General features: G+C 75.2%; 24 protein-coding genes. 7 read left to right on the forward strand and 17 right to left on the reverse strand.

Annotated elements, in window-relative coordinates; all coding sequences use genetic code 11:
* Window positions 1-10: 10 nt before the first annotated feature.
* From ACH4PY_RS20400 to ACH4PY_RS20410, 3 genes are all read right to left on the reverse strand, one after another.
* Entirely contained in the window at window positions 11-1,408 is a 1,398-nt protein-coding gene (locus tag ACH4PY_RS20400) for an MFS transporter (RefSeq protein ID WP_398184352.1), read from the reverse strand.
* A 367-nt stretch (window positions 1,409-1,775) separates the two neighbouring features.
* A complete protein-coding gene (locus ACH4PY_RS20405; protein WP_398184355.1) occupies window positions 1,776-2,564 on the reverse strand; it encodes a dienelactone hydrolase family protein in 789 nt (262 codons plus the stop codon).
* A gap of 349 nt (window positions 2,565-2,913) precedes the next feature.
* On the reverse strand, window positions 2,914-3,723 hold the full coding sequence (locus ACH4PY_RS20410) for a hypothetical protein (protein ID WP_398184358.1): 810 nt from the start codon (window positions 3,721-3,723) through the stop codon (window positions 2,914-2,916).
* A 128-nt stretch (window positions 3,724-3,851) separates the two neighbouring features.
* On the opposite strand from ACH4PY_RS20410, the gene ACH4PY_RS20415 reads away from it, so the two are divergent.
* A complete protein-coding gene (locus ACH4PY_RS20415; protein ID WP_398184360.1) occupies window positions 3,852-4,790 on the forward strand; it encodes an ADP-ribosylglycohydrolase family protein in 939 nt (312 codons plus the stop codon).
* Window positions 4,791-4,802: 12 nt separating this feature from the next.
* Here ACH4PY_RS20415 and ACH4PY_RS20420 read toward each other — a convergent pair whose 3' ends face one another.
* The 5 genes from ACH4PY_RS20420 to ACH4PY_RS20440 form a co-directional block, all read right to left on the reverse strand.
* Window positions 4,803-5,321, reverse strand: a complete 519-nt coding sequence (locus ACH4PY_RS20420) for a pyridoxamine 5'-phosphate oxidase family protein (RefSeq protein WP_398184364.1) — start codon at window positions 5,319-5,321, stop codon at window positions 4,803-4,805.
* A gap of 54 nt (window positions 5,322-5,375) precedes the next feature.
* Window positions 5,376-6,203 (reverse strand): hypothetical protein, encoded by an 828-nt coding sequence (locus ACH4PY_RS20425; RefSeq protein WP_398184368.1) that lies wholly within the window; start codon window positions 6,201-6,203, stop codon window positions 5,376-5,378.
* Window positions 6,204-6,376: 173 nt separating this feature from the next.
* On the reverse strand, window positions 6,377-7,219 hold the full coding sequence (locus tag ACH4PY_RS20430) for a hypothetical protein (protein WP_398184371.1): 843 nt from the start codon (window positions 7,217-7,219) through the stop codon (window positions 6,377-6,379).
* Complete coding sequence (locus tag ACH4PY_RS20435; RefSeq protein ID WP_398184374.1) at window positions 7,219-8,487, reverse strand: VWA domain-containing protein; 1,269 nt, start codon at window positions 8,485-8,487, stop codon at window positions 7,219-7,221. The genes ACH4PY_RS20430 and ACH4PY_RS20435 overlap by 1 nt, the downstream gene beginning before the upstream one ends.
* 138 nt (window positions 8,488-8,625) lie before the next feature.
* Window positions 8,626-9,402, reverse strand: coding sequence for a hypothetical protein (locus tag ACH4PY_RS20440; protein ID WP_398184377.1), 777 nt, complete (start codon window positions 9,400-9,402; stop codon window positions 8,626-8,628).
* Window positions 9,403-9,478: 76 nt separating this feature from the next.
* Between ACH4PY_RS20440 and ACH4PY_RS20445 the strand changes: the two genes are divergently transcribed.
* The 6 genes from ACH4PY_RS20445 to ACH4PY_RS20470 all read left to right on the forward strand — a co-directional run bounded on the left by ACH4PY_RS20445 (window position 9,479) and on the right by ACH4PY_RS20470 (window position 14,190).
* Complete coding sequence (locus ACH4PY_RS20445) at window positions 9,479-10,456, forward strand: LysR family transcriptional regulator (protein WP_398184682.1); 978 nt, start codon at window positions 9,479-9,481, stop codon at window positions 10,454-10,456.
* A 122-nt stretch (window positions 10,457-10,578) separates the two neighbouring features.
* The gene (locus ACH4PY_RS20450) at window positions 10,579-11,154 is read left to right on the forward strand and encodes a dihydrofolate reductase family protein (protein WP_398184380.1); all 576 of its coding nucleotides are present in this window, start codon (window positions 10,579-10,581) and stop codon (window positions 11,152-11,154) included.
* Window positions 11,155-11,295: 141 nt separating this feature from the next.
* The gene (locus ACH4PY_RS20455) at window positions 11,296-12,018 is read left to right on the forward strand and encodes a DUF4232 domain-containing protein (RefSeq protein ID WP_398184383.1); all 723 of its coding nucleotides are present in this window, start codon (window positions 11,296-11,298) and stop codon (window positions 12,016-12,018) included.
* 171 nt (window positions 12,019-12,189) lie between these two features.
* A complete protein-coding gene (locus ACH4PY_RS20460; RefSeq protein ID WP_398184386.1) occupies window positions 12,190-12,807 on the forward strand; it encodes a class F sortase in 618 nt (205 codons plus the stop codon).
* Window positions 12,808-12,860: 53 nt separating this feature from the next.
* Window positions 12,861-13,352 (forward strand): RNA polymerase sigma factor, encoded by a 492-nt coding sequence (locus ACH4PY_RS20465; protein WP_398184685.1) that lies wholly within the window; start codon window positions 12,861-12,863, stop codon window positions 13,350-13,352.
* Window positions 13,336-14,190, forward strand: a complete 855-nt coding sequence (locus tag ACH4PY_RS20470; protein WP_398184390.1) for a DUF4232 domain-containing protein — start codon at window positions 13,336-13,338, stop codon at window positions 14,188-14,190. The genes ACH4PY_RS20465 and ACH4PY_RS20470 overlap by 17 nt, the downstream gene beginning before the upstream one ends.
* A gap of 78 nt (window positions 14,191-14,268) precedes the next feature.
* Here the strand turns inward: ACH4PY_RS20470 and ACH4PY_RS20475 are convergent, their stop codons facing one another.
* The 9 genes from ACH4PY_RS20475 to ACH4PY_RS20515 form a co-directional block, all read right to left on the reverse strand.
* Window positions 14,269-15,561: a polysaccharide lyase family 1 protein gene (locus ACH4PY_RS20475; RefSeq protein WP_398184688.1), complete on the reverse strand. Its 1,293-nt coding sequence runs from the start codon at window positions 15,559-15,561 to the stop codon at window positions 14,269-14,271.
* A gap of 127 nt (window positions 15,562-15,688) precedes the next feature.
* Entirely contained in the window at window positions 15,689-17,038 is a 1,350-nt protein-coding gene (locus ACH4PY_RS20480; RefSeq protein ID WP_398184393.1) for an ABC transporter substrate-binding protein, read from the reverse strand.
* A gap of 92 nt (window positions 17,039-17,130) precedes the next feature.
* Window positions 17,131-17,949 (reverse strand): PmoA family protein, encoded by an 819-nt coding sequence (locus tag ACH4PY_RS20485; protein WP_398184396.1) that lies wholly within the window; start codon window positions 17,947-17,949, stop codon window positions 17,131-17,133.
* On the reverse strand, window positions 17,946-19,100 hold the full coding sequence (locus ACH4PY_RS20490; RefSeq protein WP_398184399.1) for a Gfo/Idh/MocA family protein: 1,155 nt from the start codon (window positions 19,098-19,100) through the stop codon (window positions 17,946-17,948). Before ACH4PY_RS20490 ends, ACH4PY_RS20485 begins: the two co-directional genes overlap by 4 nt.
* Before the next feature lie 5 nt (window positions 19,101-19,105).
* Window positions 19,106-20,002: a carbohydrate ABC transporter permease gene (locus ACH4PY_RS20495; protein WP_398184402.1), complete on the reverse strand. Its 897-nt coding sequence runs from the start codon at window positions 20,000-20,002 to the stop codon at window positions 19,106-19,108.
* Entirely contained in the window at window positions 19,999-20,928 is a 930-nt protein-coding gene (locus ACH4PY_RS20500; protein WP_398184406.1) for a carbohydrate ABC transporter permease, read from the reverse strand. Before ACH4PY_RS20500 ends, ACH4PY_RS20495 begins: the two co-directional genes overlap by 4 nt.
* Window positions 20,929-20,946: 18 nt before the next feature.
* A complete protein-coding gene (araD, locus tag ACH4PY_RS20505; RefSeq protein ID WP_398184409.1) occupies window positions 20,947-22,677 on the reverse strand; it encodes an L-arabinonate dehydratase in 1,731 nt (576 codons plus the stop codon).
* Window positions 22,674-23,582 carry a dihydrodipicolinate synthase family protein gene (locus tag ACH4PY_RS20510; protein WP_398184413.1) on the reverse strand — a complete coding sequence of 303 codons (909 nt, stop codon included), beginning with the start codon at window positions 23,580-23,582 and terminating at the stop codon, window positions 22,674-22,676. Before ACH4PY_RS20510 ends, araD begins: the two co-directional genes overlap by 4 nt.
* Window positions 23,582-24,229: a GntR family transcriptional regulator gene (locus ACH4PY_RS20515; RefSeq protein WP_398184416.1), complete on the reverse strand. Its 648-nt coding sequence runs from the start codon at window positions 24,227-24,229 to the stop codon at window positions 23,582-23,584. The genes ACH4PY_RS20510 and ACH4PY_RS20515 overlap by 1 nt, the downstream gene beginning before the upstream one ends.
* Between the last annotated feature and the right edge of the window lie 21 nt (window positions 24,230-24,250).

Genomic DNA, 24,250 nt, shown 5'->3' on the forward strand with positions numbered 1-24,250 from the left:
GGCCGCCCGCTCACCGCCCGGGAGCCGGGCACACCGCGCAGGCGGTGCCGCCCGCGGGCAGCGGCGCGCGGCACCGTGGGCAGGAGAAGACCGGCGGCCCGGCGGGCGGAACGGTGGGCGGCGGCGCGGAGGGCCACCTCTCGCGCCGCCCGGCGCCCGCCCGCGCGCGCAGGCCCTTCACCGCGGCCGGGAGGGCGCCCCGGCGGGCGGGCAGGCCCGCGGCCGGAAGCGCCGACAGAAGCGTCGGGACGGCCGCCGCCACGAAGCACAGCCACAGCGGGAGGGCGCCCAGGGCCACTCCGGTGGCGGCGGTCCCTACGGTGTGCCCGGCGTTGAAGGCGCTGTTGACCCAGGTGCCGGCCCGGGTGCGGGCGTCCTCCGCGGCCTCCTCGTCCGCGAGCAGGTAGGCCGTGGACAGGGCGGGCGCGACGAAGGCGCCCGTGCAGCCGAGCACCGCGGCGAGCACGTACACGCCGTGCGCGAGCCCGGCGAGGGCGAGCGGCACCGGGAGCGCGGCCGCCAGCAGCGCGAGGCGGCGACGTGCGGGCGTCCGCCAGTCGCGGGCGCCGTACGCGGTGCCGCCGAGCACGCTGCCCGCCGAGACCGCGGCCTGGATCCAGGCGACCGCGGCGAGGTCGTGGTGCCCGCGGGCGAACGCGACGACCAACAATTCCTGCGCGCCCAGGGACACCCCGAGGGCGCCCGCGACGGCGGCGGGCACGAGCCACGCCGGGCGGCCCCGCGGCGGCGGCGACGGCTCCGCCGCGGGCGCGCCGGGCGGCGCCTTCACCGGCGGGACGGCGTCCCGCATCGCCGGTGAGGCGCACATCGCCAGCGTCCCCGCGACCACCAGGACGGCGCTCGCGCCCACCCCGGCGGCGGGGTTGCCGGCCGCGATGACGACACCGGCCAGCAACGGGCCGACGACGTACAGCACTTCCTCGGCGACGGTGTCCAGCGCGAAGGCCCGCTGGCGCAGTCCGGGCTCGGGCACGAGGGCGCTCCACAGGGTGCGCATGACCGGGCCGAGCGGCGGCGAGCACACGCCCGCCGCGAGGGTGAGCGCCACGAGCAGCGGGCGCGGCGCGCCGGGCGACCAGGTCGCGGCGGTGAGCGCCAGCAGCACCGCCCCGTAGGCCGCGGCCAGGAGCGGGAGGACGCGGCGGGGTCCGCGCCGGTCGATGAGACGGGCGCGCAGCGGCGCAAGCGCGGAGGCGCCGAGCCCGAAGCAGGCGACCGCGGCGCCCGCCCAGGCGTAGGAGTCGGTCGTGCGGGTGAGGGCGACGGCCAGCGGGACGAAGACCGTTCCGTAGGAGAGGCGGCCCAGCAGTGCCGGGGCGAAGGTCCGCAGGACGTGCGGCCTGCGGAGGACGGCGGAGTACGCCGGTCGTGCGGGGGACGCGGACATGGGTGTTCCTCGACGTCGCGGCGCCGGACGGACCGGCGCGCCGATGGGGGACGCGAGAGGGCCGCCACCCGCGGTTTCACGGGGCGGCCGGGCCCGGCCTACACACGGTGGAGGAACATGCCCCGCACGGTAGCAGCGCGCGTCGCCGCCGGGAGCGGTCGCGGCGGAATCCGCTGCGCGGGGCGGGGTCGAGAGGCCGTCAGCACGGCGTGCGGCCCCGCCGGGAAGGCGTCTGCGCCGGGCGACGCCGCCGACCGGAGAACGGAGCCGGGGTCGGATCCGGTACGGGCGCTGCCTGGCAGCGGCCGGTGGCGGGACCGCACCCCGTGGGTGGCGCCCGGCCGTCGGGGCCGGGCGCCTGGGCGGGTCAGGGCACCGGGACGGGTGCGGGGCGGGACAGGTGGCGGGTGAAGAAGGCGACCGCACTGTCCGCCTCGAAGCGCGGAACCTCCTTGTGGCGGCCCGTGTTGGCGTGCAGCGTCTTCTCCCGCGAGCCGATGGCGTCGAAGAGCGCGAGTCCGGCGGCGCGCGGGATGTGCTCGTCGTCCCACTGGAGCGCGTACTGCACGGGGACGGTGATGCGCGCGGCCGTGTCGGCGACCGTGTCGGGCCAGAACATGCCGAGGACGGCGGCGGTGATCCGCGGCTCGTCCGCGATCAGCGGGATGCCGATCGCGGTGCCCATGTTGAGGCCGAAGTAGCCGACGGGCCCGTCCGGGCCGATCTCCGGGAGCTGCTGGAGGGCGTCCAGCGTGGCCCGCCACTCCGGTACGGCGCGCTCGGCGATGCGGGCGTTGTGCCGGACGACGATCGGGCCGACGGGCTCGCCCGCCGTCATGGCCTGCCGCAGTGCGGCGACCTCCCGTTCGTCGTCGGCGCTGAGCGGGCGGCCGTTGTGCCCGGGGGCGTCGATGACGGCGACGTGGAAGCCGCCGGCGCGGACGAGGCGTTCGGCGCGACCGGTCATTCCCGGCCATTTCTTGTGGGTGCCGCCGCCGTGGCCCATGAGGACCAGCGGGGCGCGGCCGGTGCGGCTGGTGCTGTCGGTGCTGTCGGCGGGCGACCAGAGCACGCCGGGGACTCCGGCGACGGTGAAGTCGCGTTCGCGCAGACCGTCCGCCGTGATCGACTCGGCGGTGAACTGTACAGAATTCACAGGGTGTTGCCTTTCGGGAGTGCCATGTGTGTGGGCGCTCCCGGGGGACGTGTACTCAGTCGCCCGCAGCCGTGCGGCGGGACGGGAGCACCCATGTGCGTACTGCGTTCACGGGTCTCACCTCCTGCGTCGATTGCAACGGCCGAGAAGAAAGCTACACCGCCGCGGTCCGCGTCCGCGCCTCCTTTTTTCCGGTTCTTTTCCGGGCGCGGAAGAGCCCGTGCGGGCACGGCGGTGCCCCGCCGGAAGGGGGAGCCGCGGCGGGGCACCTCGGGGGTGGGGCAAGCATGCGCCCGCGCACATGCCGCGGCCATACGACACTCGGCGTATCCCGCGACGCGCCCGGCGGTCAGAGCGGGAGCACTGGCCGGGTGGAGCAGTCCTCCCAGCAGTCCTCGCCCTCGGGGCCGTGGACGTACTCGGCCATGCCGGGGTTGCGGTTGGCGGTGGCCAGCGGGAGCCAGCCCAGCAGATTGCCGTAGCCGCCGCACACCGACTCCCCGCCGTCGCCGCCGTGGACGGCGCCGGGGTCGGTGGACAGCTCCGCGCGGTAGGTGTCGTGGGCGATGCGCAGTCCGAAGGCGTTCGGCCCGGTGTGCGGGCCGTCGCTCCCGTCGAGCGGGATCGTGTCGAGCGGGCACGTGTCGCCCCACCGGAAGAGCCTGCCGCGGCCCGCCCCGCACGCGTACTCCCACTCGTCGGGGCTCGGCAGCCGCAGGCCCTGCCCGGCGAGGACGGCGGCGGTACCGGCGGGCGGCTCGTCCAGCGCCTCGTCCCGTACGGCCGCGAGGAACGCGCCCAGCCGCACCCGGCGGGCGGGGCTGAGCACTCCGGCGAGGTGCGCCCGCAGGTCGGCCCCGTGGCCGAACCCCTGGGCCGCGCTCGCGGCGTAGTCGGCGGCCTGGTCCGCGCCGGGCGCCCACCCCTCCAGGTCGAAGCCCAGCGCGGCCGTCCCCCCGGGTATCAGCGCGAACTCCCGCTCCGCGCGCACGATCAGCGCCCGGTACGCCACGCCGCCCGCCGCGTCCGCTCCTTCCGCCTCCTCCACCGCCAGCACCTTCCCGCCGACCGCCGCGGCGGCCTCCCGGGCGAGGCGGCGCGCTCCGGCCGGGTCGAGCGCGTTCCAGTCGGCGAGGGTGAGTTCTGCGAGCTGCGGCATGCCCCGCAGTCTGGCACGCGCCTGCGACAGGCCCGCCCCGGTCGCCGGTCGCGCGTCGCCGCTCGCGCATCGCCGCGCGCGCCGGATATCCGGCGGCGGCCCGCGCGGCACGCCGATAGCCTCCCGCCGTGGACGGGGAGGCGCGGGAGGAGCGGGCGGTGGGCGCCGTCGTCGGCGCGGCGGTGGGCGACGCGCTGGGCGGGCCCTTCGAGTTCGGGCCGCGGGGCGCGTTCTCGGCGCGCTTCCCCGAACCGGGGGCCGGTGGCGAGATGTGCGGCGGCGGGGGCTGGGACCCGGGCGAGGCGACCGACGACACGCAGATGGCGGTCCTGGTCGGCGAGTCCCTGCTCGACCGGGGCGGGCTGGACCTGCCCGACGTCTTCGCGCGCTTCCGGCGCTGGGCGGCGGCCGATCCCAAGGACATCGGGCTCCAGACCGAGGACGTGCTCACCAACGGCCTGCCCTGGGACGCCGCCGCGGCCGCCCATTTCGCGGTCAACACGCGGGCGGCGGGCAACGGCGCGCTGATGCGTGCGGCCACCTCCGCGGTGTACTTCGCGGCAGCGGGCCGGGAGGCGACGACGGACGCCGCCCGCCGGCTGTCCGCCCTCACGCACGGCGATCCGGCGGCGTGGGAGGGCACCGCCGTCTTCCACGAGCTCGTCCGGCTGGCGCTGCTCGGCGCCGATCCGCTCGCCGCCCTCCCGGACGTCCTGCTCGCGCTGCGGCCCGCGCACCGCGAGCGGTACGCGGCGGTGCTCGCGCCCGACTGGACCCCGGAGCGGGCCACGGAGTTCAACGGGGCGGTGTGGCCGTGCCTCGGCTCGGCGGTCTGGGCGCTGCGGACCACCGGCGGCTACGAGGAGGCGGTGCGCGCCGCGGTCGATCTCGGGGGCGACACCGACACCGTCGCCGCGGTCACCGGCGGCCTGGCCGGGGCGTGCTACGGGGCGGGGGCGGTCCCGGAGCGGTGGACGCGGCCGCTGCACGTGCCGCTGCCGGGCTTCGGGGGGCGGGTGCTGACGGCGGACGACCTCGCCTGGCCGGCCCGGCGGCTGGCGGCCTGAGGTGACGCGCGGTCAGGTGGCGGTGAGCTTGGCCGGGTCGGGGGCGAAGACGGTCATCCAGTGGGGGTCGAGGCGGAAGTAGACGACGTCGCGCTCCCAGTCGAAGGCGTCGGCGCCGTAGAAGTCCTTGAGGTAGGCGAGCAGGCCGGGCCATTCGGGGTCGGGGTCGCCGTCCGCGGGGTTGAGGGCGACGGCGTCGCCGTGGGTGAAGACGCCGAGGTCCTCACCGCGCAGGTGGGCGGCGCTGGCGGCCGGGCGGGCGGCGAGGTGGCGGGCCTTGGCGGCGGTGCGGGCGGTGCCGAAGTACCAGCGGCCGTGCAGGAAGTGGCCGTCCGCGCCGCTGATCCGCGGTTCGCCCTTGGCCGTCACGGTGGACAGCGCGAGCGTGCACATGCCGGTGAGGACGGCGGTGAGCTGCTCGGCGGTCATGGTGCGGCCGGTGAAGATGGAACGCAGGTGGGAGGTGGAGTCCGACAGCGAGGCGTCGAGCAGGGCCTGGAGCGCGGCGGTCTCCTCGGGGGTTTCACGCATCGGCACACTGTAGCCAGCCGCGTCCCGTCCCGTGGCGAGCGGCGCCGGGAAGGGCTACTGCGCGGCGAAGCTCGTGAAGCGGTGGTCGCGGACGCGGCTCGCGGGGTGGCCGAGGCGGACGTCGGTGAGCAGCCGCAGCAGGAACTCGCCCGCGCCGCAGTCGTGCTGCTCGTCCTCGCCGCCTTCCGTCCGGGCGACGACCGGCCAGGCGCCGGGGTCGCCGGGGCCGGTCCGCCAGAGCAGGACGAGGCCCTGCTCGGAGCACGCCCAGGGCAGCAGGCCCTCCGAGGCCGGGTCCGTGAGCTCGTCGGGGGTCCACGGCGCGAGGTCGGGGGCGGGCACGAGGACTTCCACCCAGCCGTCGAAGCTGCCCTCCCCGAAGACGTCCGCGATCTCCTTGTAGTCGGCGGGCAGCCGGGTGCCGAGGGCGGCCTCGATCGCGGGCCAGTCGGCCCGCGGGCCGGGTATCGGCTCCCAGCCGGTGACGGTGCGCAGCCTGTCGGCCCAGCTCGTGCCCGGTGGGAAGCCGTCGACCGCCGGGTCCGCGCGGTGGGCGGCGACGGCGACGGTGCGCGGGCCCTGCGCGGTGGCGGCCAGGCCGCAGCCCAGCCAGCGGTCGCGCAGCGGCCAGCCGCGCAGCTCCAGCAGCTCGCCCGCGGCGAACGGCTCGGTCAGTGCGCGGCCGGTGCGCTCGGTCAGCGTCGGGTCGACGAGGCCGCCCGCGGCCAGGTTGCGGTGCCGGCCCGCGAGCCGGGTCAGCGCGGCGACGAGGCCGCGCAGATCGGTGTCCTGAGGGGCGGTCAGGACGACGGGCGCGCCGGGCTGCGGCGGCTCGCCGTCGGTGAGCCGCCGGATCGCGGCGGCGAAGGGGCTGCTGTCCATGCCCCCCAGTGAACACCCCACCACTGACAGCGAGGTCCGCGCCCGGGGCGGCACCGGGCGGCACGGCGGACGGGCCGGATCCGCGCCGCGCCGCGACCGCCGGGCGCCGGGCACGGAGCGGGGCGCCCCTCTCCGCGTGGGAGGGGGCGCCCCGGGGTCGTGCGCTGCGCCCGTCAGGGGGTGTACGGCGGCGGCTCGTGCGGGCGGACCGGTTCCGGGCGGCCCCGGTACGGGCGGCCGATCGGGCCGCGGGCCAGCCGGTGCCCGCCGAGCGCGGCGGCCACGGCGAGCAGGCCGCCGCCGGCCGTCCACAGCCAGCGCGGCGACCACCAGGTCCCGGCCCAGCCGCCGCCGGGCGAGATGTCCGGGGCGCTCGCGGAGACCACGGGCGCCACCGAGCCGTCGACGGCGTCGCGGCCCGCGGTGCCGTCCGAGGTCACCTCGACGGCGGCGCGGAAGGGCTGGCCGAGGTCGGCCTCGGGGACGTCGAGGGCGGTGAGCCGCAGGTAGTACGCGCCGCGCAGCGGGTCGTTGGACCAGGTGTCGGCCCAGGCCCGCACGGTGCGCAGGTGGCAGACCAGCTCGACGTTCGCGGCGTTCGCGGCGGCGGTGCGGGTCTGCGCGCCGTAGCGGCAGGCCTGGCGGCGGCGCAGGCCGTCGTAGACGTCGATCTGCCAGGTGGAGGCGCTGTGCGCGGCGGCGGTCCCGGAGCCGGAGCCGAACGTCACGGTGGCCTTGACGGTGACGTGCTGTCCGGCGTCGGCGGGCACCACCCAGTACAGGTAGTCGCCCGCGGAGGCGCTGGCGGTGGCCTGCTCGCCCTGCTTGAGCGCCACCGCGGTGCGGAAGTTGGTGCCGGCCTCGGTGGGCGGGCCGTCGTCGCCCGCATCGGTGGAGCCGTCGGTCGCGGTCGCCGTTGCGCTCGGGGTGTCGTCGGCCAGGGCGTGCCCGGCGGGCAGCGCGACCGCGGCGGCCGCGAGGAGCAGCGTGGCGGCCAGTCGTCGTACGTTGCGCATCAGGAGGCCCTTCCGGTGTTCAGCCGCCAGCGGGAGATCCAGCCGGTCAGCAGGCCGGCGACAGCGCCGGTGAGGGTCAGCAGGCCGAGCAGCCACCAGCCGCGGCCGAGGCCGAAAAAGGCGACGTCGGAGGGCTGGTCGGGGCTCGGCACCAGGTCGATGGCGAGTTCGACGGGCAGGCCCGGGGTGGTCTTGACGGCGGGCGGCGCGGAGAAGGAGTTGCCGACCTGGAGGCACACGGTCTCCGGCGGCGTGTCGTCGTCGGCCTTCGGCGTGGGGTAGCGGATGCCCGCGGAGACGGCGTCGGTGCGGCCGGTGCCGCCCTCGTCGTCGCGGACGATCTCCCGGCCGTGCGTGGTGACCCCGCGCAGCAGCACCCCGTAGTTCGCGTTGACGGCGCGGTCGTCGGCGATGGTCGCGGACGCCCGCAGCTCCTTGCCCGGCGGCACCTCGACGCGGTACCAGCGGTTCTCGGAGAAGGTCTCGCGGTCGGAGTACAGGCCCGCCTTGAGCAGGGGCGCGTCCTTGCAGCTGTCGGCGCCCTGGGTGGCGACGGGCGTGACGACCCGGTCGGTGCTGCGCTTGACGAGCTGCTTGACCTTGCTGGTCAGCTGGTTCTTGTGCTGGACGGTGGTGTACGTGCCGCCGGTGGCCTCGGCGATGCAGCTGAGCTGGTTGCGGGTCTTGGAGTCGGGGATCAGGCCGAGCGTGTCGATGACCAGGTGGATGCCCTGGGAGGCGATGTCACGGGCGACGTCGCAGGGGTCGGCGTTGCAGGTGTCCTCGCCGTCGGTGATGAGCACCATGCGGCGGGTGCCGTCGCCGCCCGCCTTGAGGTCGTCGGCGGCGGCGAGCAGCGCGGGGCCGATCGGCGTCCAGCCGGTGGGGGCGAGCGTCGCCACGGCGGTCTTGGCCTCGGTGCGGTCCAGCGGTCCGACCGGGTAGAGCTGCCGGGTGTCCTTGCAGCCGGTCTTGCGGTCGTTGCCGGGGTAGTCCGCGCCGAGGACGCGTATGCCCAGCTGGACCTCCGGCGGCGTCGAGTCGAGGACGTCGTCGAAGGCCTGCTTCGCGGCGGACATCCGGCTCTGCCCGTCGATGTCCTTGGCGCGCATCGAGCCGCTGACGTCGAGGACGAGTTCGACCTTCGGTGCGGGCTGCGCCGCCGGTTCGCCGTCGTCGGCGGCGGCGCCGGCGGGCAGCAGCCCGCAGACGAGGGTGGCCAGTAGGCCACCGGCCATTCCCATGGCCAGCAGTCTTCTCGTGATCATCGGAGGATCGTAGTGAAGGTCCGTGACAATCATGAAGTCGGCTGGTCAGCGCGGTGGCCTGACGGCCCGCCGGCTCGTGCCGGGGGCGCCGCGCGGGCGATTTCCTGACGGACCGCCACCGCAGGCGGACGCCGGGGCTCAGGCCGGGGACAGCTGTGCGGCGCGGCCCGCTGCATGGGCCGCGGCGGCCCGCGCCAGCGCCCGGACGAAGGCGTGCGGGCGGCTTCCGTCGCCGGACAGCTCGGGCTGGAAGAGCGCGGCCAGGAAGAAGGGGTGGCCGGGGAGTTCGGCGACCCGGACCTCCCCGTCGCCGTCGGTACCGCTGAAGCGCAGGCCGTGCGCCCGCAGCACGTCGAGGTGGCCGGGGGCCAGGCCGTACGAGCAGTTGTAGCGCTCCACCGACCGCTCGGCGCCGAGCACGCTGCGGGCCAGCGATCCCTCGGCCACCGTGACCGTGCTCTCGTGGCCGGTGAGGGAGCAGGCGAGCGGGACGACCAGCAGATCGGCGGGGTCCGCGCCGGGCGGCCGGTCCTCGGCGTGCGACGCCCCGGCCAGACCGCACACGTGCCGGGCGAACTCCAGCACCGCGTACTGGAATCCGCCGCAGCTGCCCAGGAACGGGATGCCGCGCTCACGGGCGGTGCGCACCGCGGTGAGCGCGCCGCGCTCGCTGCGGTAGGGGCTGCCGGGCAGCAGCCACACGGCGTCGAAGGCGGCGAGGGCGGCGGCGTCCTCGGCGTCGGTGGTGGGGATCCAGTAGGCGTCGAGGAGGAGGCCGTCGCGGGCGGCCAGCGCGTCGAGGATGCCGGGGACGCGGGTATGGGCCCGGACGCCGGGAGAGCGGTCGCCGACCAGGGCGACGCGGGGGGCGGGGACTTCCGGTACGGCGGCTGCGGCCGTCTGGGGTGCGGTCATGCCGCCATCCTGGCCCGGCCGCCGAGACAAGCGCCAACGATGATGTATGACCTGTCCATCAGGAATACTGATGGGCGTGGATCCGCACCTGCTCCGTACGTTCGTCACCGTCGCGCGCCTCGGCTCCTTCTCGGCCGCCGCGCGCGAGCTGGGCTACACGCAGTCGGCGGTCTCGCAGCACGTCGCCGCCCTGGAGAGCGACCTCGGGGCGGTGCTGCTCGGGCGGCGGCCGGTCGCGCCGACGCCGGTCGGGGTGCGGCTGCTGGAACACGCGGAGCCGCTGCTGCTGCGGCTGGCGGCCGCCCGCGCGGACATCGCCCGGCTGACCGCCGAGCCCGCCGCCCGGCTGGTCGTCGGGGCGGTCCCCACCGCCCTGACCGGCCCGCTCGCCGCGGCTCTGGCCGGTCTGCGCCGCGGCCGCCCGCTGCTGGAGGTGACGGTACGGGTGCTGGGGCGCGCCGCCGTCGTGGGCGGCGTCACCGCCGGGGAGCTGGACGCGGGCCTCGTCGACGGGGCGGCCGCGCCAGGCGACCCGCTGGACCTTGCCGACGCGGCGCCGCTGGCCGCGTTCGCCGTCGCCGAAGAGGCGCTCGCCGTCGCGCTGCCCGCCGGGCACCCGCTGGCGGGCCGCGCGGGGGTGGGCCTCGCCGACCTGTCGCAGGCCCGCTGGATCGACGCCCCCGGCGCCGCGCTGCCGCTCGCCCGGCTGCGGACGGTGAGCGGCACGGAGGGCTTCCGCGCGGCCCTGCGCTACGAGGGCGCGGACGTGCGAGGGCTGCTCACGCTGTGCGGCGCGGGGCACGGCCTCGCGGTGCTGCCCGCCGCGGCGCTGCGCGGGGCGCCGGGTGTGCACGCCGTCCCCGTCGCCGCCCCGCGGCTGGTGCACCGCACCGAGATCCTGCACCCGAGGTCCCCGGCCGCGCAGGTGGCGCTGCTCGCGGCGGCGCTCACCGCGGCGCCGCCGCGCGGGCCGCGGCCGCCCGCCGTACCGCACCAGCCGGGCGACGACTCGCGGGCGGGTAGCGGCGCGCCGGACAGCGGCGCGCGGCCCTGAGAAAAAGATCCCCCTCCCCCGCCCAGTCCCGGCGGGCCGCGGTGTCCATCCCTGCGGTTGCCGGGAACGGCGGCCCGCGGCCGGGAAGCGGCCGCGGAGCACACGGAGCGAGGGAGCCCGTCATGGGGAGAATCGTCGTGCACGAGAACGTCTCGGTCGACGGCGTGATGCAGGATCCGACCGGCGACGAGGGGTACGCGAGCGGCGGGTGGTTCGCGCGGATGCCGGAGGAGGTGTTCGCGGCGTGGGGCGAGGTCGAGTACCAGGAGGCGCGCGACTGCTCGGCGTGGCTCATCGGGCGGGGCACCTACCGGTGGTTCGCGCAGCGCTGGGCCGCGCGCGAGGGCGCGTGGGGGGACAGGCTGCGCGCGGTGCCCAAGTACGTGCTGTCGTCGACGCTGGCGGACGCGCCGGAGTGGGCCAACTCCTTCGTGGTGCAGGGCGACCCGGCGGTGGCGGCGGCGCGGCTGCGCGACGAGGTGGACGGGGACGTCCTGGTCTACGGCAGCCGCCCGCTCGCGCAGGCGCTGCTGGAGGCGGGCCTGGTCGACGAACTGCGCCTGATGACGCATCCGTTCGTCCTCGGTGCCGGCGGTGAGCGGCTCTTCCCCGACAAGGGGCCGATGCGCGGGCTGCGGCTGGCCGGCGCCCGGGAGATCGGCGGCCACCTCGCGCTGCTGACCTACCGTCCGCTGTGACGGGACGGGCCCCGGAGCCGGACTTGGCGAAGTCTTTACAACCCGGGGCCCGCCCGTGTCGTCTCTGCCCTCGAATCCCGGTCCGGCCGGATCCGCGCGACATGACGCGCGGCCGGCCACCGGAGAAACGAGGGACGGGACATGCGCAGTACCTCAGTCGCCGCCGGTACGGCGGCGGTCCTCGCGGTGGCGGTCGCGGGAGCCGTCCCCGCCGTCGCCTCGGCCCCGGTGGGCCGGGCGCCCGGCACCCCGATGTGCGCCACCTCGCAGCTGACCGCGTCGCTCGGCGGCGGGGACGGGGCGGCGGGCAGCGTCTACCGCTATCTCGTGCTGACCAACCACAGCGCGACCACCTGCCACCTCACCGGCTACCCGGGCGTGTCGGTGCTGGACGCCAACGGCAAGCAGATCGGCGCCCCGGCCGACCGCCAGCCGAGCCGCTACGCGCCGGTCGTGCTGAAGCCCGGCGCGTCGGCGAGCGACACCATCCGCACCGTCAACCACATGGGGACGTGCCTGCCGACGTCGGCGAAGGTGCGGATATACCCCCCGGGCAACACGGCGTCGCTGGTGATCCCGGGTGAACTGACCATCTGCGACAAGACCTTCACGATCACGCCGATGGCCGCGGGCAACAACGGCAGCGACCCGGTGGGCACGCCCGCCCCGACGCACGGCACCAAGCCCTCGCCGACGAACCCCGGCCAGGTCACGAAGGTCCCGAAGGGCGCGCCGGACACCGGGCTCGCCGCGACGGGCGGTAGCGGCAACGGCGGGCTGACGGCCGGTCTTGCGGCGGGCGCGGCGGCGCTCGCGCTGGGCGGTCTGGGCGTCGCGGCCTCCCGCCGCCGCTCCCGGGGCTGAGCGTTGGCCGGCTCCCGTCGCGTACCCAGGGCCGGGGAGGCAGCCCCTCGCCTCCCCGTGCCCCCGGCGCGTCCTCCCGCCGCCGCCCGGCCTTCCGGCGGCGGGAGGACGCGCGTTCCCCGACGGGCCCGCGAGCGGTCCGGGGCGCGTCGCGCCCCGTGGGCCGCCGCGGTGCTCGCGGCGCTCGCCGTCGGCGTGTCGGCCTGCAACGGGACCGGCACGGGTCCCGCGCCCGCGGGTTCCGGCACGTCCGGCGGCGCGGCGCCGCCCACCGCTTCGGCGACGGCCACCCCCGGCACCGCGCGGACGGTGCCCGGCACGCCGATGGCGCGGTCGTCGCCGGAGCGGCTGAGGATCCCCTCCCTCGGCGTGGACACCCCCGTCATGGCGCTGGGCCTGGCGCCCGACGGCGAGGTGAAGGTGCCGCCGATCGAGGCGCACTCGCCCGCCGGGTGGTACGACGGCTCGCCGACGCCGGGCCAGACCGGCCCGTCGGTGCTGCTCGGGCACGTCACGGTCGGCGCGTACGGCGACGGGGTCTTCCGTCACCTGGACCGGATGCGGCCGGGCGACCGGGTGCGGGTCGAGCGGGCGGACGGCAGCGTGGCGACGTTCGCCGTCGAGCGGGTGCAGACGGTGTCCAAGGCGCACTTCCCCACACAGGAGGTGTACGGGAACGTGGACCACCCCGCCCTGCGTCTCATCACCTGCGGGGGCACGAAGCTGACCGGCGGCGGCGGTTACCCGGACAATGTGATCGTCTACGCCTCGCTGGTCGCCGGCTCGTGAACGACTGGCCCGCCGCGGTCGGCGGCCCGGCGGCCGAGGTGAGGAGGGGCGTCATCCGGCAGTACGAAGAACGCGCCGCCGCCGAACTGTTCGAGGCCGTCTACCCGAGGCTGGCAGGCTGGTGCCGCCGCCTGGTGGACGACGACGGCACCGCCCACGAGGTGGCGGCCGAGGCGTTCACCCGGCTGTGGGCCCGCTGGACCCGGGTCGAGGAGCCGACGGGCTTCCTCTATGTGACGGCGGCCAACCTGGTGCGCGACCACTGGCGCAGAATGGAGCGCGAGCGGCGCGCGCTGCGCCGGGTGTCGGCCGAGCAGTCCCTGCACGCGCAGAAGGAGGCCCACGACCCGTCGGTGCGGATGCTGGTGCAGTCGCTGCCGGAGCGGCTGCGCAACCCGGTGCTGCTGTACTACTACGCAGATCTGCCGGTCCGTGAGGTGGCCGCGCTGCTGGGCCGCCGGGAGGGCACCGTCAAGGCCGACCTGCACGCCGCCCGCGAACTGCTCCGCGCCCGACTCGAAGGACACCATGACCGGATTTCCTGACGACCTGGGGGGCGCCCCCGAGGGCCCCGGCCCGGAGGAGCCGCTGCTGCGGCAGCCGCCGGGGTATCTGGCGCCGCCGCCCGGCTCGTTCGGGCAGATCCGGCGGCGCGCCGCGCGCCGGCGCCGGCTGCGCACGGCGGGCGGCGGGGTCGCGGCGGCCGCGGTGCTCGCCGGGTCGGTGTACCTGGTCGGCGCGCTCACCCCGCAGGGCACCGACGACCGGGTGAGCCCCCCCGCGACGGACACGCAGACCGGCCCGGCCCTGCGGACCACCCGGCCCGCGCCGCCGGTGACGACCGAGCCGCGGGCCACTCCCGGCACGCACAGCGCGCCCCCGCCGTCCGGCCCGTCCTCGGCCACGTCCTCCCCCGCGCAGGACACCCCGACCGTGTCGGGCACCCCGTCCTCCCCCGGCCACGGCTCGACGACGCCGATGTGCGCGGCCTCGCAGCTGACGGCCTCGCTCGGCGGCTCCGACGGCGCGGCGGGCAGCGTCTACCGCTATCTGCTGCTCACCAACCACAGCGCGACCACCTGCCATCTCACCGGCTACCCGGGCGTGTCGGTGCTGGACGCCAACGGCAAGCAGATCGGCGCCCCGGCCGACCGCCAGCCGATGAGCTACGCGGCGGTCGTGCTGAAGCCGGGCGGGGCGGCGAGCGACACCATCCGCACCGCCAACCACATGGGCACCTGCCGCCCCACGTCGGCGAAGGTGCGGGTCTATCCGCCGGGCAGCCGCGCCTCGCTCGTCGTCGACGGTCAGCTGACGGTGTGCGACGAGCTGTTCACCATCACACCGCTGGCCGCGGGCCGCACCGGCAACCCTCCGGCCTGAGCGGACGGCACCGTTCCGCGGCCGTGCGGCGCCTGCCGTCCGCCCCGGGCAGGGGGCGGACGGCAGGCCCCGGAGGGTTCAGAGCCGGCCGGCTCCGGCGCCGTGGTCGACGATCTGCGGGACGGCCCGCGGGTTGTCGACGTGGGTGCGCGCGACCGGTGTCCAGCCCGCGCCCCGCGCGATCGGCGTCGCGGGGTTGGCCGCGTCGAACGCGCCGAGCAGGTCGGCCGGGCGCCCGTTGACGTAGTTGTGGTCCTCCGTCATCGCGGTGCCCTTCCAGTACGCGATGGTGCGGTCCGCGGTCACCCCGGCGGGCAGGGTGAACGCGTTGTACTGCGCGACGAGTTGCGACTGCACGCCCACGCCGAGGCTGTAGACGTAGCCGGCCCCGTCCGTGACGTCGTAGTGGTTGTTGTAGGCGTCGACCTGCCCGAAGCGGACCCGCGGGGCGCGCTCGCCGATGTCCTGGAAGAGGTTGTGGTGGAGGGTCACCCGCAGCTTGCCCGCGTCCGTCGCGGCGGCGCCGTCGCTGTTGCCGAACAGCAGCGTCTTGTCGTGGTCGAGGAAGGCGTTCCAGGAGGCGGTGACGTGGTCGGCGCCCTTGACGACGTCCATCTCGCCGTCGTGCTGCTGGTAGATGCGGCCGAAGTAGTACGGCTGGGCGGCGTCGGGGCGGCGGCCGTCGGTGAAGGTGTTGTGGTCGACCCACACATGGGTGGCGCCGGTGAGCACGAGGTTGTCGTACTCGGAGTTCCAGTTGCCGTCGGCGGTATCGGTCGGGTCCCACTGCGGGAAGCAGTCGAAGGCGTCCTCGAAGGTGAGGTTGCGGACGATGACGTTGTCGACGCCCGCGACCTGGAGGTCCAGGCCGAGCAGCGTCGGGTCGTGCCCGATCCCGACGACGGTGGTGTTGGGTCCGACCTTGAGCTCGACCTGGAGGGCCTGCCTGGCCGCGGACGCGGCGCGCGCGTCCTCCAGCGGCCCGGAGGGCACCTCGTCCCGTCCCCAGACCGCCGGGTCGTACGCGGCGAGGTAGGCGTCCAGGCTGTAGCCGTCGGTGGCGTAGTCGTCGCAGGACAGCGGGTCGCCCGCGGCGTCGGCGTTGCCGTCGACGGTGCCGGATATCTGGATGATCTTCGGGACGGCGCTGCCGCCGTCCAGCGCGGCGGCCAGCTCCGCGCGGTCGGTGACGGTGTAGACGTGCGCGGCGTCGGCGGCCGCGCCGCCGGTGGTACCGCCGTCCTGGGAGGCCCAGCCGTCGTGGGCGGGCAGCGTCTGGCGGGCGTAGTGCGGCGGCTTGGCGGTGTGCCCGCCGGGCGCGCGGTGCGCCGGGGCGGCGGCCAGCATCAGGGGGGCGGCGGAGACGAGCATGGCGATCAGCGGAACATGGCTCTTGCGCACGTGCGGCTCCCGGTGGGGGTGAAGGAGAAGGCGTGACGGTGCAGAGAGGGGTGGGGGCGGGCGGGGCCGGGGCGCGTGGACCGGCCCCGCCGCGGGCTCACTTCTTCTTGTCGTGCGCGAGGAAGTCGGCCTGGGCGTCGTTGATCTTGCCCGCCAGCTCCTCGGCGAAGTCCTTCGCGGTCATCTTGCCGAGCAGCACCTTCTGGAAGTCCGGCTCGGTGTCGGCCTTCGTGATGTTGTTCCAGTCGGGCAGGTAGTACGGGAACTGGACGATCTTGGTCCCGGGGTCGTCGAGGGACTCCATCGCCGTCTTCGTCGGCCTGGCGTCGTTGATCCACGCGTCGTGCGCGGCACCGGTGTTGGCCGGGATGGCGCCCGCCGACCGGTTCCAGAGGCTGTTCATCTGCGCCGAGGCGGCGAACTCGATGAACTTCCACGCCGCCGACTTGTTCGTGCTGCTCTTGAACAGCCCCAGCCCGTCGACCGGGTTGGAGACGATGGTGCGCACACCGCCGTCCTGCGACGGCGGCAGCGTGACGCCCTCGATCCCGTCCTTGCCGAAGGCCTTCACATGGTCGTTGTACGAGCCGAGGTTGTGCTGCAGCATGCCGACGGTGCCGTGGTCGAACTCGGCGACCATGTTGACGAAGTCGTTGTTGAGGTCGGCCTCGGGGGTGTCCTTCTTGTACAGGCCGACGTACTTCTCCAGCGCCGCGACGTTCTTCGGGTCGTCGACGGTGGTCTTGTCGCCGTTCCAGAAGCTGTCGATGCCGGACTGGGCGTACATCATCTCCAGCGCCTGGGCGATGGATCCGGCGCCGCCGCGCAGCGTGAAGCCGAACTTGTTCTTCCCGGCGTCGGTGAGCTTGTCGGCGGCGGCGTAGAACGCCGACCAGGTGGTGGGGGGCTGCAGGCCCGCGGCGGTGAAGAGGTCCGGGCGGTACCACAGGGTGCCCATGTTGGCGGACGTCGGGACCTCGTACATCTCCTTGCCCCGGCCGCCGGCCGCCTGGACGCCGGAGACCATCCCGGTGACCAGCTTGCCCTTCAGGCCGCTGTCGTCGATCCGGGCGCTCAGCGGTTCCAGGGCGTTCTGCGCGACCATGTTGGCGAGGTAGGCGGTGCCGACGCCGCCGACGTCCGGCAGGCCGCCGCCGGCGATCGCGGTGTCGTACTTCTTCTGCACGTCGGCGATCGGTATGCCGACGTACTCGACGTGGATGTCGGGGTTCTGCTTCTCGAACGCGGCGATGATCTGCTTCCAGACGTCGGTGCGCACACCGCCGTTGTTGTCCCAGAAGACGATCTTCCCCTTGCCGCTGCCCTCCCCGCCGGAGCTGCCGCTGCCGTCGTCACCGCAGGCGGTGACGGTCAGGGCGAGCGCTGCGGCGAGGGCGGTACCGGCGGCCAGCCGGGCTCGGCGGTGTCTGTGCTGCGGGTGTGGCATGGCGGCTCTTTCGGTTGTCGGGACGGATGTCGCGGCGGGCGTCCGGGGCGGGACGTCCGGTGGTGGTGCTGCTGCCGTGCCGGGGGCGCCGGTCAGCGGGTGGTGCGGGCGGCCAGCGCGGCGGCCTCGTCGGGGCCGAGCCGGCCGTCGGCGACGGCGGTGACGACCCGCCGGGCGACGCTGCCGCCGGCGGGAACGGTCAGCGGGCTGCGCCAGGCCAGGGCGGAGCCGACGCCGGGGTATTCGCGGGTGCGGACGAACCAGGGGTCGGTGCCGCGCAGCACGAGGGTCCAGTGCTCGGCGGCGAGCGCCAGCCAGTCGGCGGTGCTGCCGTGCACGGCGTCCTCACCGGCGGCGTCGGGCGTGAAGACCTGCGGGGGTGTGCCGGTGTGCGGGGCGCGCCAGAAGAAGCCGCCGTATCCGGCCCCGGGGCGGCCGTTGGTGGCGGGGCTGCCGATGCGCAGCGGGGCGCCGGTGACGTTGGCCAGGGTGAAGGAGAAGCCCAGCTCCCAGGCCAGCGGGGTCAGTCGGCGGACCGTCACCGTGCGTTCCTCGTGGAAGAGTTCGCGGCCGCCCGCGGTCCAGGACAGCTCCTCGGTGAAACCGTCCGGTCCCCCGGCCGTCCAGCGCAGGTGGCGCTGCTCTCCGTGGTTGTCGAGCGCGGTGGGCCCCTGGCCGCGGACGAAGGTGCGGCCACCCCAGAAGTTGTGCCCGGCGACGTCCGGCACCGCGACACCCACGCCCAGGTGGTGCAGGTGGTCGGCGGGCATCAGCTCGGTGACGGGGGCGCCGCCCAGCGTGGTCAGCGGGTGCAGGTAGGGCCGCGGGGACAGCCGGGCGGCGAGCCGCGGCGCGGTGACGTACGCCCCCACCGTCGTGGAGCCGCAGCGCAGCGGCAGCGGGCCGGTCACCGGCGGGCCGCCGGGCGCAGCGGCGCGGCCCAGGGCGCGCCGAGTTCGGCGAAGGTCGCGAGCTTCTCGGCGGCGCCGTCGACCAGCTCGTCGACGCCGTCCACCACCCGCCGGTTGGAGCGCTCCCCCGCTGCGGTACGCCAACGGGACGGCGGGACCGGCTCCGGGTCCTGCGCGGTCCGCACGGCCTCCACGACCCGCATGAAGGCCCCGGTCGCGGCAGGCGGCACCAGCAGCGGGGTGCCGTCCGCGCGGTGCGCGAGCAGGTTCTCCAACAGGTCGGTACGGCCGTACGCGCGCTCGTCGGGGCCGTGCCCGGCGCGCTGGAGCAGCACCCGGTCCTGCTTGTACCAGAACGTGATCCGCCCCCTGCTGCCGTGCACCACCACGTACGGCTCGGCGGCGCGGGCCGCGCACAGCGTGGCGGCGACCACGATCCGGGTGCCGCGTGCGGTGCGGATGTCGACGCACGAGGTGTCGTCGGACTCGATGTCGTACGCCCGGTACAGCTCGGTGCGCACCTGCGCCACGTCCTCCTCGGCGGTGCTGCCGTCCAGGTGCAGCGCGGTGGCGACGGCGTGCGCGAGCGGGTTGGTCAGCACGCCGTCGACGACGTCGGTGCCGTCCAGCCGGCGCCGCCCGGACCAGGCGGCGCGGCGGAAGTAGTGCTCCTCGCGCACCCAGTTGCCGGCCGCGCCGATGCCGCGCAGCTCGCCCACCGCGCCGTCCGCGACCAGTGCGCGCACCGCGGGCAGGGCGTGCGAGCCGAGCGACTGGAAGCCGATCTGGCAGGCCCGGCCGCGCCCGGCCAGCCCCCGGGTGAGGCGGCGGAAGTCGCCGAGCGAGGGCGCGGGCGGCTTCTCCAGCAGCACGTCGGCGCCGTGTGCGGCGGCGGTCAGCGCGAGCGCGGTGTGGGTGTGGATGGGGGTGCACACGATCGCGGCGGTCGCGCCGGTGGCGTCGATGAGGGCGCCGAGGTCGGGGCCCTGCGCGGGCCTGCCGAGCCGGGTCAGGGCCGTGGGCTCCAGCGGGGTGACGTCGCAGACCCCGGCGAGCCTGACCAGGCCGCGGGCGCTGAGGCGGCGCAGGTTGTCCAGGTGCCAGTGGCCGTGGCCGCGTCCGCCGGCCAGGACGACACGTGTCGCGCCCATGCCGCTCACCCCTTCACCGCGCCGGCGCTGAAGCCGGTGATCAGCCACTTCTGGATGAAGGCGAAGACGATCACCACGGGCACGGCCGCGATGACGCCGCCCGCGGCGAGCGCGCCCAGATCGACGCTGTCGGCGCCGATGAGGGTGTTGAGGCCGACCGGGATCGTCTGCTTGTCCTGCTCGCTGAGGAACATCAGCGCGAAGAGGAAGTGGTTCCAGCTGTGCACGAAGGCGAAGGAGCCGACGGCGACGAGCCCGGGGCGCAGCATCGGCAGCACCACCGCCCGGAAGGCCCGCATGCGGGTGCAGCCGTCGACCCACGCGGCCTCCTCCAGCGCCTCGGGTATGCCCTTGATGAAGCCGCTGAGCAGGATCACCGACAGCGGCAGCTGGAAGACCGTCTCCGAGATGACCACGCTCCACAGCGAGTTGATCAGCTGGAGGTGCCGGAAGATCTGGAAGAGCGGTACGAGCATGAGCGCGCCGGGGATGAACTGCGAGCACAGCAGGGCGATCAGGAAGGCGGTGCGGCCCTTGAAGCGGAAGCGGGCCAGCGCGTAGCCGCCGCTGAGCGCGACCACGGTGGTGAACACCAGGGTGCCGACGCCGACGAGCATGCTGTTGACGAAGAAGGTGCCGAAGGAGCGGTCGTTCCAGACCTTGTCGAAGTGCGCGCCGGTGACCGGCCAGGGCACCAGCGAGGTGGAGCCGTCGGGGCGCAGCGCGAAGAGCAGCATCCAGTAGAACGGCACGAGCGTGAACAGCAGGTACAGGCCCAGCGGCAGGTAGATCTGCCAGCGCGGGGGCCCGTCGGCGGGTCCGCGCCGACGGCGCCCGCCCTTGGCCGGGTGCGGGAGTGCGGCGGGCGGCAGGGACACGCCCTCGGCGAGTGCCGTGGTCATGCGCGTTCGCCTCCGAACTTGCTCAGGCGCAGGTAGACGAGGGAGAAGAAGAGCAGGATGACGAAGGCGACGGTGGTCAGCGCCGAGGCGTAGCCGAAGTCGTGCCCGTCCAGGCCGGTGTTGGCGACGTACAGCGGCAGCGTGGTGGTCTGCCCCGCGGGGCCGCCGCCGGTCAGGGTGTAGAGCAGGTCGACGTTGTTGAACTCCCACACCGCGCGCAGCAGCGTGGACAGCACGATCGCGTCCTTCAGGTGCGGCAGCGTGATGTGGAAGAACTGCCGCATCCTGTTGGCGCCGTCGACGGACGCGGCCTCGTAGAGGTCCTGCGGGATCGACTGGAGGTCGGCGAGCAGCAGGATCGCGAAGAAGGGCACCCCGCGCCACAGTTCGGCGAGCACCGCCGCCCAGAAGACGGTGTGCGGGTCGGACAGCACCGAGTGGCCGTAGGAGCCGATCCCGGCGTCCGCGAGGTAGCGGCTCATGCCCGTCGAGGGGTTGTAGAGCAGCATCCAGATGGTGGTGGTCAGCACCCCGGACACCGCCCAGGGCGAGAAGACCAGGGCGCGCGACAGGCCGCGGCCGGCGAAGGTCTGGTTGACCAGCAGCGCGAGCACGAGCCCGATGACGAGCTGGAGGCCGATCTGCACCACGACCCAGCGCAGGCTGAAGCCGAGGCTCTGCCAGAACTGCGGGTCGTCGGTGAGGATGCGGTGGAAGTTGCCCAGGCCCGCGTAGCCGTTCCGCCAGGGCTTGGTGACGTTGTAGTCCTGCAGGCTGTAGTAGAGGACGCTGCCCATCGGGTAGGCGATGAAGCCCAGCATCAGCACGGCGGCCGGGGCTATCAGCAGGTAGGGCAGGCGCCGGGTGCGCCGGCCGCGGTCCTTCACACGGTTTCCGGGCGGGTTCTCCGCCACGGCGATGGCCATGACCTCAGGGCTCCTTCGCTAGGACACGTGGGGTTCCGGGACGTCGCCGGGCGCGGCGAGGAAGCGGAAGTCGCAGCCCGTGTCGGCCTGGGTGATCTGGTCCTGGTAGAGGGCGCCGTAGCCGCGCCCGTAACGGGCCTGCGGCGGCTTCAGCTCGGCGCGGCGGCGGTCGAGTTCGGCGTCGTCGACGCCCAGGTGCAGGGTGCGGCCCGGCACGTCGAGGGTGATCGGGTCGCCGGTGCGCACCAGCGCGAGCGGGCCGCCGACGTAGGACTCGGGAGCGACGTGCAGCACGCAGGCGCCGTAACTGGTGCCGCTCATACGGGCGTCGGAGATCCTGACCATGTCGCGGACGCCCTGCTTGAGCAGGTGGTCGGGGATCGGGAGCATGCCGTACTCCGGCATGCCGGGCCCGCCGAGCGGACCGGAGTTGCGCAGCACCAGCACGCTGTCGGCGGTGATGCCGAGCCCGGGGTCGTTCACGGTCGCCTGAAGGGTGCGGTAGTCGTCGAAGACGACGGCCGGGCCGGTGTGGGTGAGCAGGCGCTGCTCCGCGGCGATGTGCTTGATGACCGCGCCGTCCGGGCAGAGGTTGCCGCGCAGCACCGCGATGCCGCCCTCGGCAGCGAGCGCGTGCGCGCGGTCGCGGATCACGTCGTCGTCGTGCACCAGCGCGCCGGCCAGCTGCGCGCGCAGGCTGTCGTGGGCGACGGTGGGACGGTCCAGGTGCAGCAGCCCGGCGATCCGGGACAGCAGGCCGGGAAGTCCGCCGGCGAAGTGGAAGTCCTCCATCAGGTACCGGCCGCCGGGGCGGACGTCGGCGAGCACGGGCACGTCGCGGGCGAGCCGGTCGAAGTCGTCCAGGGTGAGCGGCACCCGGGAGCGCCCGGCCATCGCCACGAGGTGGATCACCGCGTTGGTGGAGCCGCCGAGGGCCAGCACCGTGGTGACGGCGTCCTCGTACGCCTCGCGGGTCAGGATCGCCGAGGGGCGCAGGTCCCGGCGGACCAGCTCGACGGCGCGGGCACCGCTCGCCGCGGCCATCCGCTCGTGCGCGGAGTCGACCGCGGGGATCGAGGACGCGCCGGGCATCGTCATGCCGAGCGCCTCGGCGGCGGCGGTCAGCGTGGAGGCGGTGCCCATCGTCATGCAGTGGCCGGGCGAACGGGCGAGCCCGCTCTCCAGTTCGGCCATCTCGCAGTCGCCGATCAGGCCCGCGCGCTTGTCGTCCCAGTACTTCCACATGTCGGTGCCCGAGCCGAGCACCACGTTGCGCCAGTGGCCGGGCAGCATCGGCCCGGCCGGGACGAAGAGGGCGGGCAGGTCGGCGCTGGCCGCGCCCATCAGCAGCGCGGGCGTGGTCTTGTCGCAGCCGCCGAGCAGCACCGCGCCGTCCACCGGGTAGGAGCGCAGCAGCTCCTCGGTCTCCATCGCGAGCAGGTTGCGGTAGAGCATCGGGGTCGGCTTCTGGAACGTCTCGGACAGGGTGGCGACGGGGAATTCCAGCGGGAAGCCGCCCGCCTGCCACACCCCGCGCTTGACGGCCTGGGCCCGCTCGCGCAGATGGCTGTGGCAGGGGTTGATGTCCGACCAGGTGTTCAGCACGGCGATCACCGGCTTGCCCAGGTGCTCCTCGGGCAGGTAGCCGAGCTGCCGGGTCCTGGCCCGGTGGCTGAAGGCGCGCAGGCCCTCGCCGTCGTACCACGCGCTGCTGCGCAGCGGCGGCCGGTCGCTCCCGGTGGCGGTCACAGTCCCCAGCCCTCCACCGCGGCGGCGACCTCGGCGCGCCGCTCCTCGGGCAGCGCGCTGCTGGGCGGGCGGACCTCGCGGCGGCACAGGCCGAGCGCGGCGAGCGCCTCCTTGACCACCGTGACGTTGTCCGCGGACTGCCGGGCGGCGCGCAGGTCCTCGAAGGCGCGGATCTGCTCCCACACCTTCATCGCGGCCGGGTAGTCGCCGGCGCGCAGCGCGGCCAGCATCTCCAGCGAGATCCACGGCGCCACGTTGGCCAGGCCCGACGTGAAGCCGGTCGCCCCGGCCGCGAAGTACGCGGGCGCATACAGCTCGGCCAGGCCCGCGAGCCACACGTAGCGCTCCAGCCCGGCGTCCCGCGCGAAGGCGGCGAAGCGGGCGGCGTCCGGCACCGCGTACTTCACCCCGATCACGTTGGGGCAGTGCCCGCCCAGCTCGGCCATCCACTCGCCGTCCAGCAGCGGGTTGCGGATGTACGGCACGACGCCCAGTTCCGGCACCGCCTCGGCGACCGCGCGGTGGTAGGCGACCCAGCCGTCCTGCGAGACGTACGGGTGCACGGGCTGGTGCACCATCACCATCGCGGCCCCGCAGTCCCGGGCGTGCTCGGCGGCGCCGATCGCGGTCGGCAGGTCGTGGCCGACGCCGACGATCACGGTGACGGCGGGCCGGTCCGCGGTCTCGGTGAGCGTGTCGAGGACGACCGCCTGCCGTTCCCGCGGGGTCAGGGCGTAGAACTCGCCGGTGTTGCCGTTCGGCGTGACGGCGCGGATGCCGCCGTCCAGCAGCCTGCGCAGCAGCACCCGGTAGGCGTCCCGGTCGATGCCACCGTCGGTGCCGAAGGGGATCACCGGGATCGCCACCACACCGGCGAGCGCGGCCGTGAGCGCGGAACGGTCCATCAGACACCTTCCTCGTCGTCGGGGAACGCACGGCGGAAGAAGACCGCGATGTGCGTGTGCAGCAGCCGCGTCGCCTCGTCCGCGTCACCGGCCAGGGCCAGCGCCAGGATCTCCTCGTGCTCGCTCGCCTCCCGCTCCCACGACGGGTCGGCGGCCCAGGCGACGGTGGACACCAGCGCGGCCTGGTCGCGCAGCTCGTCGAGCATCCGGGCCAGCAGCGGATTGCCGCACGGCAGGTAGAGGGCGCGGTGGAAGTCGCGGTTGGCGAGGCTGCGGTCGGCCCGGTCCTCCGCGCGGGCCGCCCGCTCCAGCGCCTCCTGCGCGGCGGCGAGCGAGGCCCGGCGGGCGATGGTGCGGCGCAGCGCCTCAGGTTCCAGCAGCAGGCGCACGTCGTAGACCTCGCGGGCCATGTCGGCGTCCACGGTCCGCACGGTGACGCCCTTGTACTGGCTCATGACCACCAGGCCCGTCCCGGCGAGCGTCTTGAGCGCCTCGCGCACCGGGGTCTTGGACACCCCGAACTGCGCCGCCAGGTCCGCCTCGACCAGGGCCTGCCCCGGGCTGAGCTGCCCGGTGAGGATGCGGTGCTTGATCGCTTCGAGGACGAACTGCGTCCGGGACGGGATCGGCGTGGGAGCGAAGGTCATGGGGCTCTCAGATCTCACGTA

The sequence above is a fragment of the Streptomyces sp. NPDC021224 genome (assembly GCF_044332905.1).
GTDB lineage: Bacteria > Actinomycetota > Actinomycetes > Streptomycetales > Streptomycetaceae > Actinacidiphila.